A 17,925-nucleotide genomic window follows, 5' to 3' on the forward strand; every position below is an offset into this window, starting at 1 on the left:
TTAGACCGGTACGGCGGGCCCGCGCGCCCGCCGTACCGGTGTGTCAGAGTCTGGCCGCGACGATCAGGTGCTGGGCGGGCGCGGCCAACGGCGAGTCGGCCCCCGGCAGGTCAAGGATTGGACGCAGGCCTGCCTCCGCCAGCTCGGCCGGGAGCTCCCTGCCGGTGAAGAACACCCGGCCCGTTCCGCCGCGGCGGTCGTCGGCGCCGAGATCCGGCTCTCCTTCCCTGGGCGACAGCAGGAACTGCATGGTGGCGAGCACCAGGTAGTGCTCGCGGATCGCCTCGGTCACCACCACGAGCCCGCCGGGGGCGAGCAACTCCCGGATCCAGCGCAGGGACCGTCCCGCGTGCCGCGCGCAGTGCAGCACGTTGGCGGCGATCACCAGGTCCGCACCGCCCCGCGCGGCTCCCTGGGCCACGAGGTCGGCGTTGATGTCCAGTAGGCCGTAGCGGAGCCGGTCGCCGAAACGGTCCTCGGCTGCCATCGTGAAAAATCTGGACACGTCGGTGAAGAGGTAGTCCACGTCCGCGTCGCCGAGCCCGTCCAGCGCGGCGGCGGTGCTGCCCCCGGCGCCCGCTCCGAGCTCCACCACGCGCAACGGCCTGGCCCGGGTGGCCGCCGTCTGCGCCAGGAGATGCCCCATGGCGGCGTTCAGGTAAGTGTTGCTGACGTTGTTCTGGTCCTTGCTGAGCGAGGTGAGCAGATCCCCGTCGGGGAACAGCAACGCCTGCGCCATGATCTCGTCGCGGAGCAGCTCAGGGAGGCGGGCCAGGGCGGTACGGAAGAAGATCGCCATCTGCTCGGGGTAGCCGAGTGCGACGCAGGCGCGCTCCAGGCCCGTCGCGTCGTCCTCCGCCGGAGTGCCGGCGGCCACGATCTCGAGCCGGCCGCCGGGGTCCCGGCGAATGAGCTCTTCGGTCCTCAGCACTTCCAGCCAGCGCCTGACGATCCATTCGTGGCGGGAGGCCACGCCGAGCTCATCTATGACCTGCTCGGCAGTCCGCGGCCTGCCAGCAGGTGCGACGCCGCCGACCAGCCTGGTCAGCGCCCGTAGCGCGATCTCGTCGAAGCGCCGGATGGCGTGCGGGAGGTGCGCGAGTGCGGAGTCGGGCACCGGTTCCGGCGTCCGCTCCTTCGCGGCGGGAATCATGCGCGCGAGGGCGAGGCGTCCGGCGCGATCGGCATCCGCCACGTCCCGCGCCACGCTGACGGCGTCTCGGCCAGGACCGCTCGGGATCTGCGCCGTCAGTTCCTCGGGGACCGGCAGCTCCGCACGCCTGAGCTCCCGGCGGGCCACCTCGCCCAGCCGCGCCCGGGCGAACGCGCCCAGCGGCTCGTGCGGCCGGCCCACTCCCGCCAGCGCATCGGGGGGCATGGCGGCGGCCGCGACCGGAACCGCGACTTGCAGCCGCGTGGGGTCGTCCGGATCGAGGAGCACCGCGCCTTCCGTTCCCTCCAGCGCTGCACGCAGGCCGGCCCCTGTCGGAGCCGACATGCCGGGCGTGAACAGGCCGTTGGGGATGCCGACCAGCCGTAGGGGTTCGCCTCGGCGCGCCAGCCCCGCCAGCGCGGCCAAAGGGTCGGACCCGAGGCCGTCCCACAGGTGGACGGCCGCGGGCGGACTCGCAGGCGGTTCGACGTGCAGCACAGCGTCGAAGCGATAACGGGTCAGCTCGGTGTCGGCCGTGAGGGTCTTGGCGAAGAGGCTGATGGTGACCCGCCGGCTTGCGTTCGAGGCCACAGCGGCAAGGGTCGCGGGGTCGAAGAGCAGCTCGGTGTCGGCGGCGGCACGCTGTGCGGCCCGGTCACCCGATCCCGGTTCGAGCAGGCGGCAGTGCTCGTCGAGCAGCCCTGAGTGGCGTGCGTCACCGACGATGACGGTCCCTCCCGGGGCCACGAGGTCGATGGCGTCGCGGAGCACGGCCGCCAGATAGTCCACGCTGGGGAAGCACTGGGTGACGGAATTGAGCAGCACGCAGTCGGGGGGTTCGCCGAGGTGGGCCAGGGCGGAACGTACGGTGGTGCCGTTGGTCTCGTGGGCGGCGGCGCGCACGACCTTGACGCCGGGCAGGCCGAGCCCGGCCAGGCGGGCCACAACGTGCTCGGCGATGTCGGTCCCCACGTAGCCCTTGAGGTGCGGGTGGAGGCGGTGCAGCAGCATGCCGGTTCCGCAGCCGAGCTCCAGCACACGGGATGGCTCGTGGCGCAGGACCAGTTCGGCGGTGCGGTCGGCCCACTCGGCCATGTGGTCGGCCGGCAGCGGCCGGCCGGTGTCGGTGGCGCGCCAGCCGGACAGGTCGAGGTCGGGGCGGGGTACGCCTCCCTGGCCGGAGCTGTAGGTCCAGTCGTAGACCTCTCCCCAGTGCTCGAGGTGCTCGGCCACCAGGTCGCCGAGCACGGGCGGCCGTCCCGGCTCATGCCGCACCGCCAGCGCAGCGGGGTCGGCCGTGACGACGAGCCCACCGGTGCCGGTACGGTCCACGCGGGCGATCCACGGGTGGGTGAGCAGGAGTTCATAGGACGTCAACGGAAGACCTCCGGTCATCGTGGTGAGAAGAGGGATGGGCGTGCAGCCGGCCTCCTTCGACTCGCAGCACGCGGTCGGCGCGGGCGGCCACGGCCGGGTCGTGGGTGACCGCGAGGACGGCGAGGCCGGTGTCGCGACGCAGCGTGTCGATCAGGTCGAGGATCAGGCCGGCGGTCCTGGCGTCCAGAGCGGCGGTGATCTCGTCGGCCAGCAGCACGGCCGGACCTCCGGCGAGCGCCCTGGCGAGCGCCACCCGCTGGCGCTGCCCGCCGGACAGCGCGGCCGGATAGCGGTGCGCCAGCTCCGCAGGCAGCCCGACGGTGGCGAGAAGCCGGAGGGCCTCCGCGCGGGCCGCCCTGCGGGGGAGCCCGCGCAGCGTACGCAGGGGCCGGACGAGTGCCGCCCCTATGGTGCGTGCCGGGTTGAGCGCGTCGAGGGGGTTCTGCCCGACAAGCGCCAGCGCCCGCAGCGCGGCCGGGCTCCGCTCGGTCACGGGCCACGGCAGTGGTTCGCCCAGCACGGTGGCTTGTCCGTGCTCGGCGGGGTGCAGACCCGCCAGCATGCGCAACAGCGTGCTCTTCCCCGAGCCGGACGGTCCGAGCACGGCCACGGCCTCGCCTGCCGAGATCGCGAGGTCGACGTCCGACAGCAGCGGTGCCCCACCGGGCGGCTGCGCGATGGTCGCCCCGTGTACCTGCAACACCGACCCGTCGCCCGGTCCCGGCTTCCCGGCTGCCTCCGGACGGACCGGCATCCGGGGTGCGGCGTCGTTCGTCTCGCGGCCTTGCCCCGGGTCGAGCCGTACGACGTGGTCGGCCAGTTCGCTGATCAGGCCCATGTCGTGCGAGACGATGAGCGTCACCGAACGGCCGTCGCCGCGACGCCGCCGTACCCGTTTCATGGCGAGTGCGAGCGCGGCGGGGTCCAGCGCGCTGGTGGGTTCGTCCAGCACGAGGAGCTCGGGGTCGGCCGCCAGAGCGCGGGCGAGCGCCACGCGCTGCGCCTGCCCGCCCGAGAGCTGGTGCGGACGGCGACGGCCGATGTCGGCGGGGTCCAGGCCGACCCCGGCGAGCGCCCGTTCCGCCGCGCCGCCGTCGCGCGCGGATCTGGGCAGCGCCTCGCGCACTGCGGTCCGCGCGTCCAGCAGGGGATGCAGCGCGGAAGCCGGGTCCTGGCCGAGGAAGCCGACGGTGCGCCGCCGCCAGCGGCGCGGTGCCCGTACGGGAGCGCCGTGCCACTCGATCCGGCCGGCAGTGAGCGTCAGGCCGAAAGGCAGCGCCCCCAGCACGGCCCGTAGCACGGTTGTCTTGCCGGCCCCGGACAGGCCCACCAGGGCAAGCACTTCTCCGGGGGCGATCCGCAGGTTAAGCCGGTCGACGATCACCGTCCCCGCCCTGTCGGCAACGGTGAGCCCGTGGACGGCCAGCCCGTGCCGGCTCACGAGAGGCCGTCCCGGGTGGCGAGGGCGTGCGAGAGTGCCGCCACGCTGCCGGCCAGGACCGCCAGGGCCATGGCGGGCGCGATCGTCGCCGAGGGGTTGAGTCCCATGCCCTGGAGGTTCTCGCGGAGCATGGAGGCCCAGTCCGGCGCGGGCGGCGCCGGTCCGAAGCCGAGGACGTTGAGCGCGGCGGCGAGCTGCACAGCCAGCACCAGCCGTTGGCCGAGGTCCGCGCCGACGAGCCCGGCGTGCGCGGGGAGGACCTCGCGCAGCAGTACGGCACCACCGGGCTCCCCGCGGGACAGCGCCGCCTCGACGTATCCCGCGTGTCTGGCCGCGGCCGTGGCGTCGGCGACCACGCGCAGGGTGAGCGGCGTGCCGCCGAGCACGGTGCCGGCGACCACTGCCGCGGGACCCGGCAACGCCACCACCGCGAGCAGCGCGAGCAGCAGCAAGGGCAGGGCCAGCAGCAGGTCGGCGGCTCCGGCGACGGCGCGCCCGAGCCGCCCGCGGCTCCATCCCACCCAGAGTCCGCCCGCCACCCCGAAAGCCGAAGCCGTCAGGGCGGCGGCCAATGAGGTCACGGTCAGGTCCCGGCCACCGGCCAGGACCCTGGCGAGCACGTCGCGGCCCAGCCCGTCGGCGCCAAGGGGCAGTCCGGGCGCAGGCCCGGACCAGGGGGACGCGACGATCTCGGCCGGATCGTGTCCGGCCACAGCCTCACCGCCGAGCGCCACCAGGAGCGCGGCCCCGGCCACGACCCCCAAGACGAACACACGTCGCTTGGCCAGCGGGTCGCGCGCGGCCACATCGCCTTGCGCGGCACGGCCCTTCGGTATCAGCCGGTCCGCCTCACACCCCGAGCCGTTCGCATGCTTCATGGGCGCGCTGCCTCACGGCGTCGGCGAGGTACAGCGACATCGGCGGCGAGCAGACCGGCCACCACGACGGCCGCGGCGAGCAGTGCGATGCTCTGCACGACCGGCACGTCCCTCGTCGAGATGGCCGTGACCAGCAACTCCCCCAGCCCGGTCAGGCCGAACAAGGTCTCCGCCACGGCGGTGCCCGCAACCAGCCCGCCGAGAATCACCGCGAGCAGGCGGGTGGCGGGCGCCGCGATCATCGGCAGCACGTACCGGAACCCGATCGTGGCCGGTGACAAGCCGCGCAGTTCGGCGTCGCGTATGTAGGGCTGGGCCATCACGTCCGCGATCGCCCCGTGGAGCAGCGCGGCGCCGTAGGCGGAGGTCGGCAGCGCGAGTGTGAGCACGGGAAGCGCCAGCAGATCGGGCCGGCTCCAGGGAGGCTCTCCGCCGGGCAGCATCGAGACCGGCGGGAACAGCCCCCAGGCCGTCGACAGCCAGGCGACCAGCGCAGCGGCCACGACGGCCTGCGGAAGTGCCGCGCCCGCCACGATCAGTGCGTTCACTGCGGGGCGCAGTCGCCGGTGCCCGTGTACGGCGGCCCAGGCGAGGGCCGCCGTGAGGGGGACGCTCGCCGCCAGCGCAGCCCCCGCCAGAGCGAGCGTCACGGTGGCCCGGTCGGCGATCAGCTCGGCGACCGGCCGCCCGGTGATGAGCGAGCGCCCCGGTTGGCCCGTCAGCGCCCCCGACAGCCAGTCCAGGTAGCGGACGTGCAGAGGACGGTCCAGCCCCTGCTCCGCCCGCAGCCGGGCGAGTTCCTCGGGAGTGGCGCGGCCGCCGCCGAGGACGTCCGCCGCGTCCCCGGGCAGCGCCGCCGTGCACAGGAAGATCACGGCGGAGGCTGCGGCCAGCAGCAGCACGCTCCTGAGCAGCGCCCTGGCCGGTCGCAGCACCTGGCGCATGTCAGCCGTCCAGACTCACCTGGTCGATGAAGGCCGAGGCGAAGCCGATCCTCTCGGGCACGCCGCTCAGCCCAGCCTTGGCCAGGTCTAGGCGGTCGCTGAGCGCCCAGATCGCGTAGCCGCCCTGGTCGCGGAGCCGTGCCTGGAGGTTCCCGAGGAGGGTGCGGCGCTCGGCGTCGTCCGGCTCGGCCAGGGCCTTGTCGAGGTCCGTGGACCACGACGGGTCCTTCCACGCCGTCTCGTTGGTGGGAGAACCGGGCGTGAGGGTCACCCTGACCACGTCGAGGAAGGGGATGCCGCCCAGGTAGCTGAGGTAGAAGGGCTTGCGCGCGTAGACCGCGGAGAAGTAGGTGTCCGGCGGCTCCATGGACACCTTCACCCGCATTCCGATCTCGGCGAGGTGCTGGGAGATCAGCGTGGCGGCGCTGTCCATGCCCGGGTAGGCGGTGGTGGTGTGCAGCGTGAGGTCGACACCGTCGGCGAGGCCGGCGTCGGACATCAGCTTCTTGGCGCGGGCGAGGTCGCGGGTGCGCTGCGGCAGGTTCGCCGGGCTGGTCGCGTCCTTGGGGGTGATGAGGTCGTTGCCGACCTCTCCGTATCCGAGGAAGACGGTGTCGAGGAGCTGCTTGCGGTCCAGGGCCAGCTGTACGGCCTCGCGTACCCGGCGGTCGTCGAAGGGCTCGGTGTCCATCCGCATGACCAGCGGGTACAGGGTGGCGCCCGGCCGGCGGAGCAGGCGTACCGCGCTGTTGCCCTCCTGCTGCTTCGCCAGCGTGGCCGGCACTCCCCCGGCGAGGTCGACCTGCCCGGACAGCAGTGCCTGGGCGCGCGCCTGCGGATCGGGCACGGCGCGCACCTCAATGACCTTTGCCGGCGGTTCGGGGCCCCACCAGTCGTCGTTGCGCTCGAACACCACTGCTTGTGCCCCACCCTTGCTCGTCGGGCGGAACGGCCCCGAGCCAGGGACCGGCTTGGCGAAGTCGTCGCTGCCCTCCGGCACGACGAAGCTCGCGCCCTCCAGCGCCTTGCCCACCTCGGCATAGGGCTTCGCGGTCACCAGCTCGAAGGTGGTGTCGTCGATCACCCTGGAGGCGTCGAGGTCGAACATGGCCATGCGGCCGAAGTTCTCCGCCGCCTTCTTGCCCATCCGGCGCAACGAGAACAGCGCGTCGGCAGCCTTGACCTGACGGCCGTCGGAGAACTTGGCGTCGCCACGAATGGTGATCCGCCACTTGGTCAGGGTGGCGTCGGGCCGCCACGCGGTCGCCAGGCGCGGCTGGGTCGAGCCGTCGGCGCCGGGAAGGGTGAGAACGTCGTAGGTCAGGGCCATCCTGACCACATCGCTCTCGCCGGGCAGCAGGCCGTGCGGGTCGGTGACGGCGTTGGAGGGAGATCCGGGCGCGGCGTAGCGTACGGTGCCCGTGCTGGTGGCGGCCGGTGGTGAGCTGGTGACGGCCGGTGCCGTGGCGGAGCAGCCCGCCAGGAGGGCGACCGCGGTGACGACCGCCGCTGACCGGCGACGGAGCTGGGAATGCATGGCAGCCTTTCTCAAAGTCGCGCCAGCGCCCTGTCGAGCGCGGCGTTGATCAGCCGGGCCACGGCCGGCAGCACTGGAGGGTGCAGCAGGCCGTAGTGGTGGGCGTCCACTCCGGTGGCCTCGACGGGCCCGGCCAGGTAGCGTCCCCAGCCGAGGTCGGGGCGGCCCGGCGGGGTGTCGTCGACGCCCATCCCTATGCCGGAGTTGCGGGGCGACGGCCGGTCTGCGCGGATCAGCAGCGTGGCCGTGTCCGGGTCGGCGAGGCGCCGCGGGGTGTGGTCGGCCAGTGCCCGCAGGTGCCTGGCGAAGACGGCCAGCCGCCCCGCCAGGTCCTCGCCGCGGCCCAGCAGCCGGTGCGCGCGCAACCGGTCGGCGACCGCGGTCATGCGCCTTTCTTCGGGTACGTCACCGATGGTCAGGTCGATGCCGAGGTACGCCTCCAAGGCGTGCAGGTGCCGTACCGTCACCTCCCATGCGATCTCGGCGGCGTCGCGGCCGGGAACCTCGCGGATCAGCGCGGGATCGTTGGAGTCGAGCAGCACCAGCAGCGCGGCGTGCCGACCGGCCTCGCGGAGTCGTCCGGCCATCTCCTGGGCGACGGTGCCACCCATCGACCAGCCGCCCAGCAGCCAGGGGCCCGCTCCTGGGCCGCCGGAGGCGTCGATCGCCCTCACATACTGCTCGGCGATGCCCTCGACGGTCTCAGGTCCGGGTCCGGACGCGCCCGCGAGCTCGGGGTCGGCCAGGGCCACGACGTCAACGCGGGGATCCAGCAACCGGGACAGCTCGGCGTAGCAGAGCACGTCACCGCCGGAAGGATGGGCGAGGTAGAGCGTGGGTCGGGCCGTTCCCCCCGGCTCGGCACGCAGCGGCAGCACGATGTCCCGCACCGGACCGGCCTGGACCACCGCTCGCGGAGACGACTCTCGGCGTGCGGATGGTGCGGCATCGCCTGACGTCGGCGCGGCGTCGCCGGAGCGTGCCGGGACGGCGTCCCATGTCTCGGGCCGGATCCAGGCGTCGAACGACCCGGCCAGCTCACGAACCCGTGCCACGTGCTCGGCGATCGCCGCCTCCAGCTGGTCGCCGGGCAGGATGCCGTCCAGCGCGTCCCACTGCAGCCGCAACTCGCCGTCGTGTTCGAGTACCTGGTGGTCAAGCCAGGTCTGCGGGGTCTGCGAGACCGCGTACACCTGCTCGCCGGCCCACTCCAGATGGCCGCCGCCTTCGACCATGTCGGTGATGCCGAGCGCGCTGGTGAACACCACGGGCACCGGCCGTATCCTTCCCGTGCCGGCGGCCTGCTCGGCGAGCACGTCCAGCGCGGAGAAGCCGCGGTGGTCGAGGTCGTCGAACATCCGGGCCTGGGTGGCGGCGGCCCGGTCGGCGAAGGTGGCGGCGGGCTCGGCGGGGACCTCGTGCAGCAGCAGGGAGGTGAAGTCGCCGACGACGCGGTTGACGTGCGGGTGAATGGCCGGGCGGTCGAAGAGGGTCAGCGTCACGCAGAACCCGGCCGACCCCGCCCAGCGGGCCAGTACGTCGGCGTAGACGGTCAGCAGCACCGCCGCCGGCGTGACCCGGTGCCGGGTGGCGGCCTCCCGGAGCCCGGCCCACTCCTCGCGGCCCAGCCGTGCGGCGCGCCGTACGAACCTGGGAGGTGCCCCATCGGGGTCGTGGACCGGCAGGCGAGGCGGGCCGGGGAGCGTGGCGAGCCGCTCGCGCCAGTAGCGCGCGGCGCGGTCGTCACGCCGCCGTTCCAGGGCGGCCGCGCAGCTCCCCGGATGCAGGTCCAGCGACGGCAGCGGGGCGCCGGGGGCTTTGTAGAGCGTGTGCAACTCGGACTCGATGATCCACCAGCTGGCGGCGTCGCAGATGAGCACGTCGACCCCGATGAACAGCCTGATCACGTCTCCAGGGAGCCGGGCCGCCTGGATCTGCGCCAGCGGCCAGCGGTCGGGCGGGCCGGGCCTGGTGGACAACCGTTCCCGCAGGACGGCCAGCCGCTCCACCCTGCGTTCCTCTGTCGTCGAGGTAAGGTCGTGTGCCCTGATCCGGTACCGCGGCAGGTCCTCCAGCACGCGGAGCCGTCCCTCGGGCGTGGCCACGGCGCGGAGCATGGGATGCCGGGCCACGACCTGGTTCCACGCCTCCTCGAAGCGATCGAGGTCCAGGCCGTGGCAGTCGTACTCGAGGAAGAAGTGGCAGGGCAGGTCACCCCACCGGTAACCGCCGTCCCGCCCGATCCAGTAGGCGTGCTGGACCCGAGTCATCGCGAAGGTGCCGTCGACGTCGACGGCGTCCTCATCGGGCGTGATCTTCGCGATCGGGTACGACCGTGAACGCGCCGACTCGATCAGCTTGGCGATGCCCGCCACCGTGGGAGAAGCCAGCAGATCCCGCATGCCGAGCTGGACCCCGAACCGTTCGCCCAGCGCGGCCAGCATCCGCACGCCCAGCAGGGAGTGGCCGCCGAGCACGAAGAAGTCGGCATCGGGATCGGTCACCGGGACGCCGAACAGCTCCGACCACAACTCGGCCACCGCCCGCTCGGCCGGGGACAGCAGCGCGACGTCGCCGCCGGTCACGGCCTGCTTGGGCTTCCCTGCCTCGGCGATGCGCGGGTTGAGATCGGTCGCGGCGACCGACACGATCGGGGGCAACGCGCCCGTCTCCCGGGCGGCCAGCAGCCGGTCAAGCGCCCTGGTGCCGGTGGCCGCGTCGAGCGGGTCGGCCAGGACGACGGTGGCCTCGGCGCCGTCCTCGGCCACCCGCCATCCGTCCCAGACCGCGCTGACCCACTGGGTCGGGCCGGGCGCCGCGAGGCCGAGCGCGTCCATCGCGGCGTTGGCCGCCGCATAGGGGCCCATGCCAACGCCGCCGACCAGCGTGGTGACCGAGGACATGAGGAGGACCGTCCGTGGGCGTCGCTCCTCGGGTAGCGCGGCGATCGCGTCCCTGAGCACGATCACTCCCCCGGCCTTGGCCCGCACGTGCTCGGCGGCCTGTCCGGGCTCCAGCGACCGCAGCGGGTCCAGCCGCGCTCCCGCGACCACGCCTGCCGCATGCACGACGAGCTCGATCGGCCCGTCGGCGGAGAGCTCCTCGATCAGGGCCGAGGTCGCGGCGGGATCGGTGGCGTCGCATACCTGCACACCCACACCGGCCGCCGCGAGATAGGTCTCGCGGCGGGCCGCCGAACGCGATGTGACGACTACACGATGCCCGCGCCCGGCCAAGTGCCGTGCGAACAACTGCCCCACCGCCCCCAGTCCACCGGTGATCAGCACCGTGCCGGGCGACGAACCCACCGCTATCGCATGGGGAGACGCGGCGTCGGTCCCGCCGCCCGCCCCGGTGTCGGACGGGTGCCAGGGTGCCAGGCGGCGGCGCCATCTGGTCGCCCCCCGAAGGGCGGATTCCGTGCCCGCCTCCTCACCGTTCACCAGCGTGCCGAGCTCGCGCAGCACGGCTCGAGCCTCGGCGGCGGGGCGGGCGGGTGACCCAAGGTCGAGCGTGGCCCACCGCAACCCGGGCTGCTCCTGTCCCAGCACCCGCGGGAGCACGCGGATGGCCGCCTGAGCCGGGTCAGGCGGCGGATCGCCGCCCACCTGCTCGCCATGCCGCGTCACCAGCAGCAGGACCGGCTGCTCCACCTGCCCGCCCGCCACGGCCGCGACCTCACCGAACGCGAGCACGGCGGCGGAGACGGCATCGGTACCGTCCACAGAGCCCTCGTGCGACCCGGCGTCCGGCCCGGCAGCGCCATTCCCCGCGGCCGTGACGACCAGCCCCGCCAAGGGCTCGCCGGACGCCGTGAGGTCGGCCGCTCCCAGATGGGTACGCAGCTCGTCCGCCAGTGCGCCGGTCCCGATCACCGCCCAGCGGCCGGCCGGAACCGGGGCCGCCTCGGTGGGGAGGACCTGGCTCCAGACGGGGACCTGCAGCGGCTCCTCCGCATCGACCTCGGAATATCCCACGGACGCATCCGAGGCCGGAGGGTCGATCCACAGACGGCGGCGCTGGAAGGCGTACCCGGGCGCATGCACCCGCCGCCTTCCCGGCCCCGGCAGCCTGGCCAGATCCACGGGGAGGCCGTGGGACCACAGCGTTCCCGCCGCCTGCCGCAGGCTGGCGGACTCCGGCTGGTCCGGCGTCAGTGTGGTCAGGACCGACCGCAGGCCGGGCAGGGCGTTCCTGCGGGCGAGCGCGGACAGGGCGGCTCCCGGGCCGACCTCCACGATGAGGGTGCCGTCATCGGAATCGACCGCCGCGCGCAGCGCCTCCGCGAACCGCACCGGCTCGCGCAGCTGCCGCGTCCAGTGACCGGCGCGCGCGAGCTCGCCGCCGATCGAGGCGCCGGTGACGGTGCTGAACACGGGCACGACGGGGGCACCGCCGGTCAACCCGGCCAATGCCACGCCCAGGCCGGGCAGCTCCGGTTCCATCGAGCGGGAATGCATGGCGGCGTCCACGCGCAGCTTCGTGCCCGGAATGCGACGTTCGCGCAACTCGTCCACCAGCCGGTCGACGGCCGTCGCCGGCCCGGACACCACGCAGGCGGCTGGGGCGTTCACGGCGGCGACGTCGAGATCGGGATGGCGCGACAGCAGCGCGCGTACCTCGTCCTCGTCCAGTGGCACGGCGAGCATCGCGCCGCCGCCGGCGGCTCTGGCGGCGGCGGCGCACCGGGCGGCGACCAGCTTGGCGGCCTCGGGAAGGGGCAGAGCGCCGCTCACCGCCGCGGCTGTGCACTCGCCCAGGCTGTGCCCGACGACGGCGTCGGGCCGGATGCCCCACGACGCCAGCAGCCGGGCCACCCCGTACGACACGGCGAAGATCGCCGGCAACCCGAAGCCGGCGTCGCGGACGCGCGTCTCGGTGATCCCCGGATCCATGGCGTCGCGGACGTCGGCGCCCAGCAGCGGGCGCAGCAGCTCCGCGCACTCATCGACGGCCTGGGCGAAGACCGGCTCGTCGCGGTAGAGCCCGCCGCCCATCCCCGGATAGGCGCTGCCCGCGCCGGGGAAGACGAACACCAGGCGCGGAGCGGGACCGGCCGCCTCGACCGGCGCCGCCGCGGCCAGCCCGGCCCTGCCCACGCCCGCCACCCGGTAGGCCAGCTCGGAACGTCCCACCGCCAGTGTGTGGGCCAGATCGGCCTCGTCGGGCTCGGCTCGGGACGCCAGGGCACGAGCGGTGGCGGCCGCCGCCTCAGCGGTGGAGGCCGAGACGGCCAGCAGCTGGGGCCGCGGGTCGGCGGGGACGGGCGTTCGGTGCGGGGCCGGCCCCAGGACGGCGTGACAATTGGTGCCACCGATGCCGAACGAGCTGACTCCGGCCAGCGAAGGGGTGTCCCAATCCCGGGTCTCGGCGATCACTTCGAACGGCGACTCCTCCAGCGCGAGCAGCGGGTTGAGCGGGTGGGCGTGCAGCGACGCGGGCAGCACCCGGTGGTGCATGGCCAGGACGGCCTTGATGAACGAGGCGATGCCCGCGGCCGAGTTCGCGTGGCCGATATTGCCCTTCACCGAGCCGAGCCCGCACCATGCCGGGCCGGAATCCCCGAACACCCGTCGCAACGCGGCCACCTCGATGGGATCCCCCAGCGCGGTGGCGGTGCCGTGCGCTTCGATGAGCCCGATCTCATGCGGCGAGGCGCCGGCGACCGTGAGAGCCTCGGCCACCGCGCGGGTCTGACCGCGCAGGGACGGCGCGGTGAACCCGGCCTTGTCGGCCCCGTCGTTGTTCACTGCCGAGCCGTGCAGAACGGCGAGCACGGGGTCGCCGTCGGCCAGGGCATCGTCCAGGCGGCGCAGCACCACCACGCCAACCCCCTGGGTGTAGACGATGCCGGTGCCGTCCGCGCTGAACGGCCTGATCGTCCCGTCCGTCGCGTACACGCCGCCGGCGACGTGCACGTACCCCTGGCCCTGGGGCACGATCAGCGACACCCCACCTGCGAGCGCAGTGTCGCATTCGCCGGACAGCAGCGACTGCGCGGCAAGGTGCACCGCGACCAGCGAGGTCGAGCAGCTGGTCGCCACCGCGAGCGCCGGTCCCGTGAGGTTGAGCCGGTAGGCCGTCTGCAGCGGCAGGTAGTCGGACTGGGTCGAGATCGCGGTCTGCAGGCTGCCGAGCGGGTCCCGCCCCGCGCCGGTCGGGTCCCACCGGCCCGCGAGGTTGCCGGCCAGATATGCGCTCTGCATGGCCCCGGCGAAGACCCCGACCGCGCCGGCCCCGCGCCCGCCGCCATGACCTGCGTGTTCCAACGCGTGCCAGGCGCATTCGAGAAACAGACGTTGCTGGGGGTCGAGCAGGGCCGCCTCAGCGTCACTGAACCCGAACGGCTCGGGGTCGAAGTCCGCCTGGCCCTCGATGAGCCCGCCGACCGGGACGAACCCAGGATGCGCCCGCAGCCTCCCCGGCACGCCGCGGGCGGCCAGCTCGTCGTCGGTGAACCTGGTCAGCCCTTCGCGGCCGTCCCGCAGCAGCTCCCAGTACGCTTCGGCGTCCGGCGCCCCGGGAAAGCGGCAGGCCAGGCCGACGACGGCGATCGGATTCTGGATGGCGTTCATCCGGCGAGCTCCGCGGCACGCGCCCGGGCCGCCCGGCGAGCGGCGGCCCGCGCGGAGGCGGATTCTGGCTCGGCTGCCGGTGGCGGACTGTCCTGAGGTGACGCGATGGTGGTGCTGGACGCCTCTCTGCGGGCGGTGATGAAGGTGGCCAGCTCCCGGACCGTGGGCCGGGCGAACATGTCCACCACGGTCAGCCCTTCGTCCAGCTCGGCTCTCAGCGCACGGTGGGCGAGCACGACGGTCAAGGACGACGCTCCCAGCCGGAAGAAGGGCGTGGTGACGTCGACCGGTGTCTTGAGCAGCTCGCTGAAAACCCTGGCCACGGCCCGCTCCACCTGCGGATCCGGCCCTCCGGCCGACGTGGAAGAGGCAGGCGAGGGTGGCGGCTCTTGATGGGGGGCGGCGGTGGACGTGGCGGGTGGCGGCAGGGCGGACGGCTCGGCGGTCGACGTGGCGGGTTGCCGCAGGGCGGACGGCTCGGCGGTGGACGTGGTGAGCTGCGGCGAGGCGGTGAATGTGGCAGGCCGCGGGGAGCCGGCAGCGTCAGGCGTGGGATGCCCGTTGCCGCCGGCACCGCCCTCCACGACAAGCTCCATCACCCCGTCGGGCGAAACGGTGAGGCTTAGACGCAGCCCGCGCGTCACCGTCGCGGTGAGCGCCTGGGCCCGTGGCGAGGTCACCGCCGCCCGCTGCGCGTTCTCCTCGGTGGCGGGCCAAGGCGCGGGCTGCGCCTCGGGTGAGCCGGCAGCGCTCGGAGCCGCATCTCGCGCCGGGGCCTCGGATCGCTGGTACGGATTGATGAGCGCCTTGTAGTCGATCTTGCCGTTGTCCGTGATCGGCAGCGCGTCCATGGTGAGGAAACGGTTGGGCACCATGAACCCGGGCAGGTTCGCCCGCAAGGTCTCGATCAGCTCGTCGTCCGACGGCGGAGCGGCAGGATCGGCGGGCACCACGTAGCAGACCAGCCGAGGCCGATCGTCAGGCCCGGGCACCGCACGGGCCACCGCCTGCCGCACGGCGGGGAGCCTGTCCAGCGTGGCCTCGATCTCGCCGAGCTCGATCCGGTGGCCGCGGATCTTGACCTGCCGGTCCAGCCGTCCGAGGAACTCGATCGTCCCGTCGTACCGCCAGCGTCCGAGGTCGCCGGTGCGGTAGAGGCGGCGGCGGAGGATCGGGTGGGTGATGAAACGCTCGGCCGTCTGCCCGGGGTCACCTACGTAGCCGCGGGCCAGCCCGTCCCCACCGATGTGCAGCTCGCCGGGCTCGCCGACCGGGCAGGGCCGGCCGTGCTCGTCGAGGATGTGGAAGGACTGGCCGCGTAGCGCCCTGCCATACGGGATGCTCGGCCAGGACGGGTCGACCTCGCCGATGGGGTAACAGATCGACCAGATGGACGCCTCGGTCGCCCCGCCCAGGCTCACCACCTCGGCGTGTGGGGCCAGCGCCCGCAGCCGGCCGGGCAGGGTCACCGGGATCCAGTCGGCCGACAGGAACACCAGCCGCAGCGTGGACATCGCCTCGCGAACCGCCTCCGGCTCCAGCTCGGCGTACTCCACCAGCATCTCCAGCAGCGCGGGAGCGGTGTTCCACACGGTGACGCGACGGCGGGCCATCAGTTCCAGCCAGTGCCCGGGGTCGCGCTGGCGGCGGGCCTCGGGCAGCACCACGGCGCCGCCGGAGCCGAGGATCGAGAAGATGTCGTAGACCGACAGGTCGAAGCTGAACGCCGACAGGGCGAGCACCCGGTCGTCGGCGCGGAGGGGGAAACGTTCCGCGAGGTCATCCAGGGTGGTGCGGGCCGCCCGGTGCTCGATGGCCACGCCCTTGGGCCGCCCGGTCGAGCCCGAGGTGAAGATCACGTAGGCGAGGTCATCCGGCTCCGGCCGCCGCGGCTCGGCCTCGTCGGGAACGTGGAGAACGCCGTCGTCGTCCAGCCGGTGGACGGTGACCTGGTCCGGCCACACCGTGGCGTCGGACTCGGGCGCCAGCAGCGCCAGCCCGATCGACGCCTGCTCGCACAACGCGGCCACCCTGCTCGCCGGCCATGACGGCTCGACGGGCACGTACCCCGCCCCACTGGCCAGCACCCCGAGCAGTGCGGTGACCTGCCGGATGCCCTTGTCCGCCGCCACCGCCACCAAATCCCCGGACCCGACACCGAGCGCCGCCAGCGCACGTCCTGTACGCGCGGCCTGCCCGGCCAGCTCCTCCGCGGTCACCTCGCGAGCCAGATCGAGCAGGGCGGGCGCGGATCGGTCCCGTTCGGCGGCGGCGCGCAGCGGATCGTCCAGGAGCGGACCGGCTCCGTCGAACACCCCGCCCGGCACGTCCTCGTCACCGAGAAACGACGGGTCCCAGCCAAGCGCGGGATTCGTCCACAGCTCGGGCTCTGTGGCCAGCCGCCGCAGCAGGCGGACGTGCGCGGCCAGCATCCCGTCGACGAACCCGGCCGGCAGCGCCCCATCCACGGCGTCCCACGCGATGCGGAGCCTGCCGTCCTCGTCCCAGACGATGTGGTCCAGCATCACCTGAGGCGTCTGCGAGACGCCGAAGACTTCGGTGCCGAGCCAGGCGGCGGGCGCTTCGCCCTGCCCCGCCAGCCCGACGCCGCTGGTGAAGACCACGGTGTGCGTGGGCACCGGCAGCCCGGTGGCCGGGTCGGTCACCCGGGGCCGCTCTCCCGCCTCGATCGCGGTACGCAGCGCCTCCATGCCCGAGACGGCCCGGTGCTCGAGGTCGGTCCAGAACTGCCGGTTGACCGTCGCGGCGTACCCGGCGAAGCCGTACCAGCGTCCGGGGTCCGCCGTGGGGATCTCCACGAGGACGGTGCTGGTGAAGTCGCCGACGATGCTGTCCAAACCCGGGGTGTCGTCGCCGAGGGCGAGGTCGTCGCGGTCGAACAGGGTGGTGTTGAGGCAGAAGGGTTCGCGGGCGCCCCAGCGCTGCAGCACCAGGCCGAAGGCGGCCAGCAGTAGGCCGGTGGGGCTGAGCCCGTGCGCCGCGCCCTGCTTGCGCAGTTGTGCCCAGTCCTCGGCGGACAGCTCGGCGGCATGCCGGGTGATGCGGTGCGCATTGAAGTCGGCCGGGCCACGGGTCCAGGGCAGCGCCGGCCCGTCCGGCAGGCCGGGCGCGCGGCGGGCCCAGTAGGCGGCGTCCATCTCGCGCCGCCGTCGCTCGGCGGGGTCATCCAGACGGCGCCGTACGAGATCGGCGAAGCCGAGCGGCGGCGCGGGGAGCTCCAGGCCGGGGTCGGCCACGAACCGGCCCCACTCCCGCATCAGCCGCATCCAGCTCATGAGATCCAGGGCCAGCACGTCCACGCCGATGAACAACCGGGTACGGCCGTCCGGCAGCAACGCCGCACACAGGTCGAACAGCGGCCACCGGTCGGCGGGGAGCACCTGGTGCGAGCACCTCGCACGCAATGCGTCCAGCGTCTGCTCGACCCGTTCCGGGTTCTCGCCACGCAGGTCGGTACGGGCGATGGTGTAGTCAGGCACCTGGTCGAGCACGCGCTGCCGGGCGTCGGAGTCCACGACCATGCGCAGCATCGGGTGCCGTCGCACGAGCCGGTTCCAGGCGGTCTCCAACCGGTCGAGGTCGGCCTCGGGGGCGTCCTGCGGCCTGCGGTCGTACTCGAAGTAGTAGTACGTGGCCACCCCGCCCAGCGGGAACGCCGGGTCCCGGCCGACCAGGTAGGCGGCCTGAATGGGCGTCAGCGGGAAGGACTCCCCCGCGTCCGCGGCGTTGTCCGCCACGGTCCCGGTGGCGACCGTGCGCGCGGTCGCGTTTCCGAGGAAGGCGGTCAGCGGGAGGTCGAGGCCGGACTCCTCCAGCAGGCGGCGCCGCAGGCGTACAGCGGTGAAGGACTCCAGTCCCAGAGCGGTGAGCGGGACGTCGGGGTCCAGGTCCGAGGGCCGGAGTTCCAGCACGTCGGCCAGGCAGGCGAGCACTTCTTCGACGGTGGCGGAACCCAAGGGAGAACCCCTTCCACGGAGGCGACACAATGGAAACGGTTTT

Annotated in this window: 7 protein-coding genes; all 7 read right to left on the reverse strand. The window is 73.6% G+C overall.

What is annotated here, in order from left to right; genetic code table 11:
• Window positions 1-43: 43 nt before the first annotated feature.
• From ACTWPT_RS07130 to ACTWPT_RS07160, 7 genes are read right to left on the reverse strand one after another with little or no spacing between them, the layout of a single operon-like run.
• Window positions 44-2,530: a methyltransferase gene (locus ACTWPT_RS07130; protein ID WP_443176436.1), complete on the reverse strand. Its 2,487-nt coding sequence runs from the start codon at window positions 2,528-2,530 to the stop codon at window positions 44-46.
• The gene (locus ACTWPT_RS07135; RefSeq protein ID WP_443176437.1) at window positions 2,517-3,971 is read right to left on the reverse strand and encodes an ABC transporter ATP-binding protein; all 1,455 of its coding nucleotides are present in this window, start codon (window positions 3,969-3,971) and stop codon (window positions 2,517-2,519) included. Before ACTWPT_RS07135 ends, ACTWPT_RS07130 begins: the two co-directional genes overlap by 14 nt.
• A complete protein-coding gene (locus ACTWPT_RS07140; protein WP_443176438.1) occupies window positions 3,968-4,849 on the reverse strand; it encodes an ABC transporter permease subunit in 882 nt (293 codons plus the stop codon). The genes ACTWPT_RS07135 and ACTWPT_RS07140 overlap by 4 nt, the downstream gene beginning before the upstream one ends.
• Window positions 4,846-5,793 (reverse strand): ABC transporter permease, encoded by a 948-nt coding sequence (locus ACTWPT_RS07145; RefSeq protein ID WP_443176439.1) that lies wholly within the window; start codon window positions 5,791-5,793, stop codon window positions 4,846-4,848. The genes ACTWPT_RS07140 and ACTWPT_RS07145 overlap by 4 nt, the downstream gene beginning before the upstream one ends.
• A 1-nt stretch (window position 5,794) precedes the next feature.
• On the reverse strand, window positions 5,795-7,330 hold the full coding sequence (locus tag ACTWPT_RS07150; protein WP_443176440.1) for an ABC transporter substrate-binding protein: 1,536 nt from the start codon (window positions 7,328-7,330) through the stop codon (window positions 5,795-5,797).
• A gap of 11 nt (window positions 7,331-7,341) precedes the next feature.
• Window positions 7,342-13,905 (reverse strand): SDR family NAD(P)-dependent oxidoreductase, encoded by a 6,564-nt coding sequence (locus ACTWPT_RS07155; RefSeq protein ID WP_443176441.1) that lies wholly within the window; start codon window positions 13,903-13,905, stop codon window positions 7,342-7,344.
• Window positions 13,902-17,882 (reverse strand): non-ribosomal peptide synthetase, encoded by a 3,981-nt coding sequence (locus ACTWPT_RS07160; RefSeq protein ID WP_443176442.1) that lies wholly within the window; start codon window positions 17,880-17,882, stop codon window positions 13,902-13,904. Before ACTWPT_RS07160 ends, ACTWPT_RS07155 begins: the two co-directional genes overlap by 4 nt.
• Window positions 17,883-17,925 lie beyond the last annotated feature (43 nt).

It is taken from the genome of Nonomuraea sp. 3N208, assembly GCF_052245935.1.
GTDB lineage: Bacteria > Actinomycetota > Actinomycetes > Streptosporangiales > Streptosporangiaceae > Nonomuraea.

Coding starts and splice junctions, on each gene's coding strand:
- ACTWPT_RS07140 (WP_443176438.1), bottom strand. CDS start 4,849: ATGAAGCATGCGAACGGCTCGGGGTGTGAGGCGGACCGGCTGATACCG.
- ACTWPT_RS07145 (WP_443176439.1), bottom strand. CDS start 5,793: ATGCGCCAGGTGCTGCGACCGGCCAGGGCGCTGCTCAGGAGCGTGCTG.
- ACTWPT_RS07150 (WP_443176440.1), bottom strand. CDS start 7,330: ATGCATTCCCAGCTCCGTCGCCGGTCAGCGGCGGTCGTCACCGCGGTC.
- ACTWPT_RS07155 (WP_443176441.1), bottom strand. CDS start 13,905: ATGAACGCCATCCAGAATCCGATCGCCGTCGTCGGCCTGGCCTGCCGC.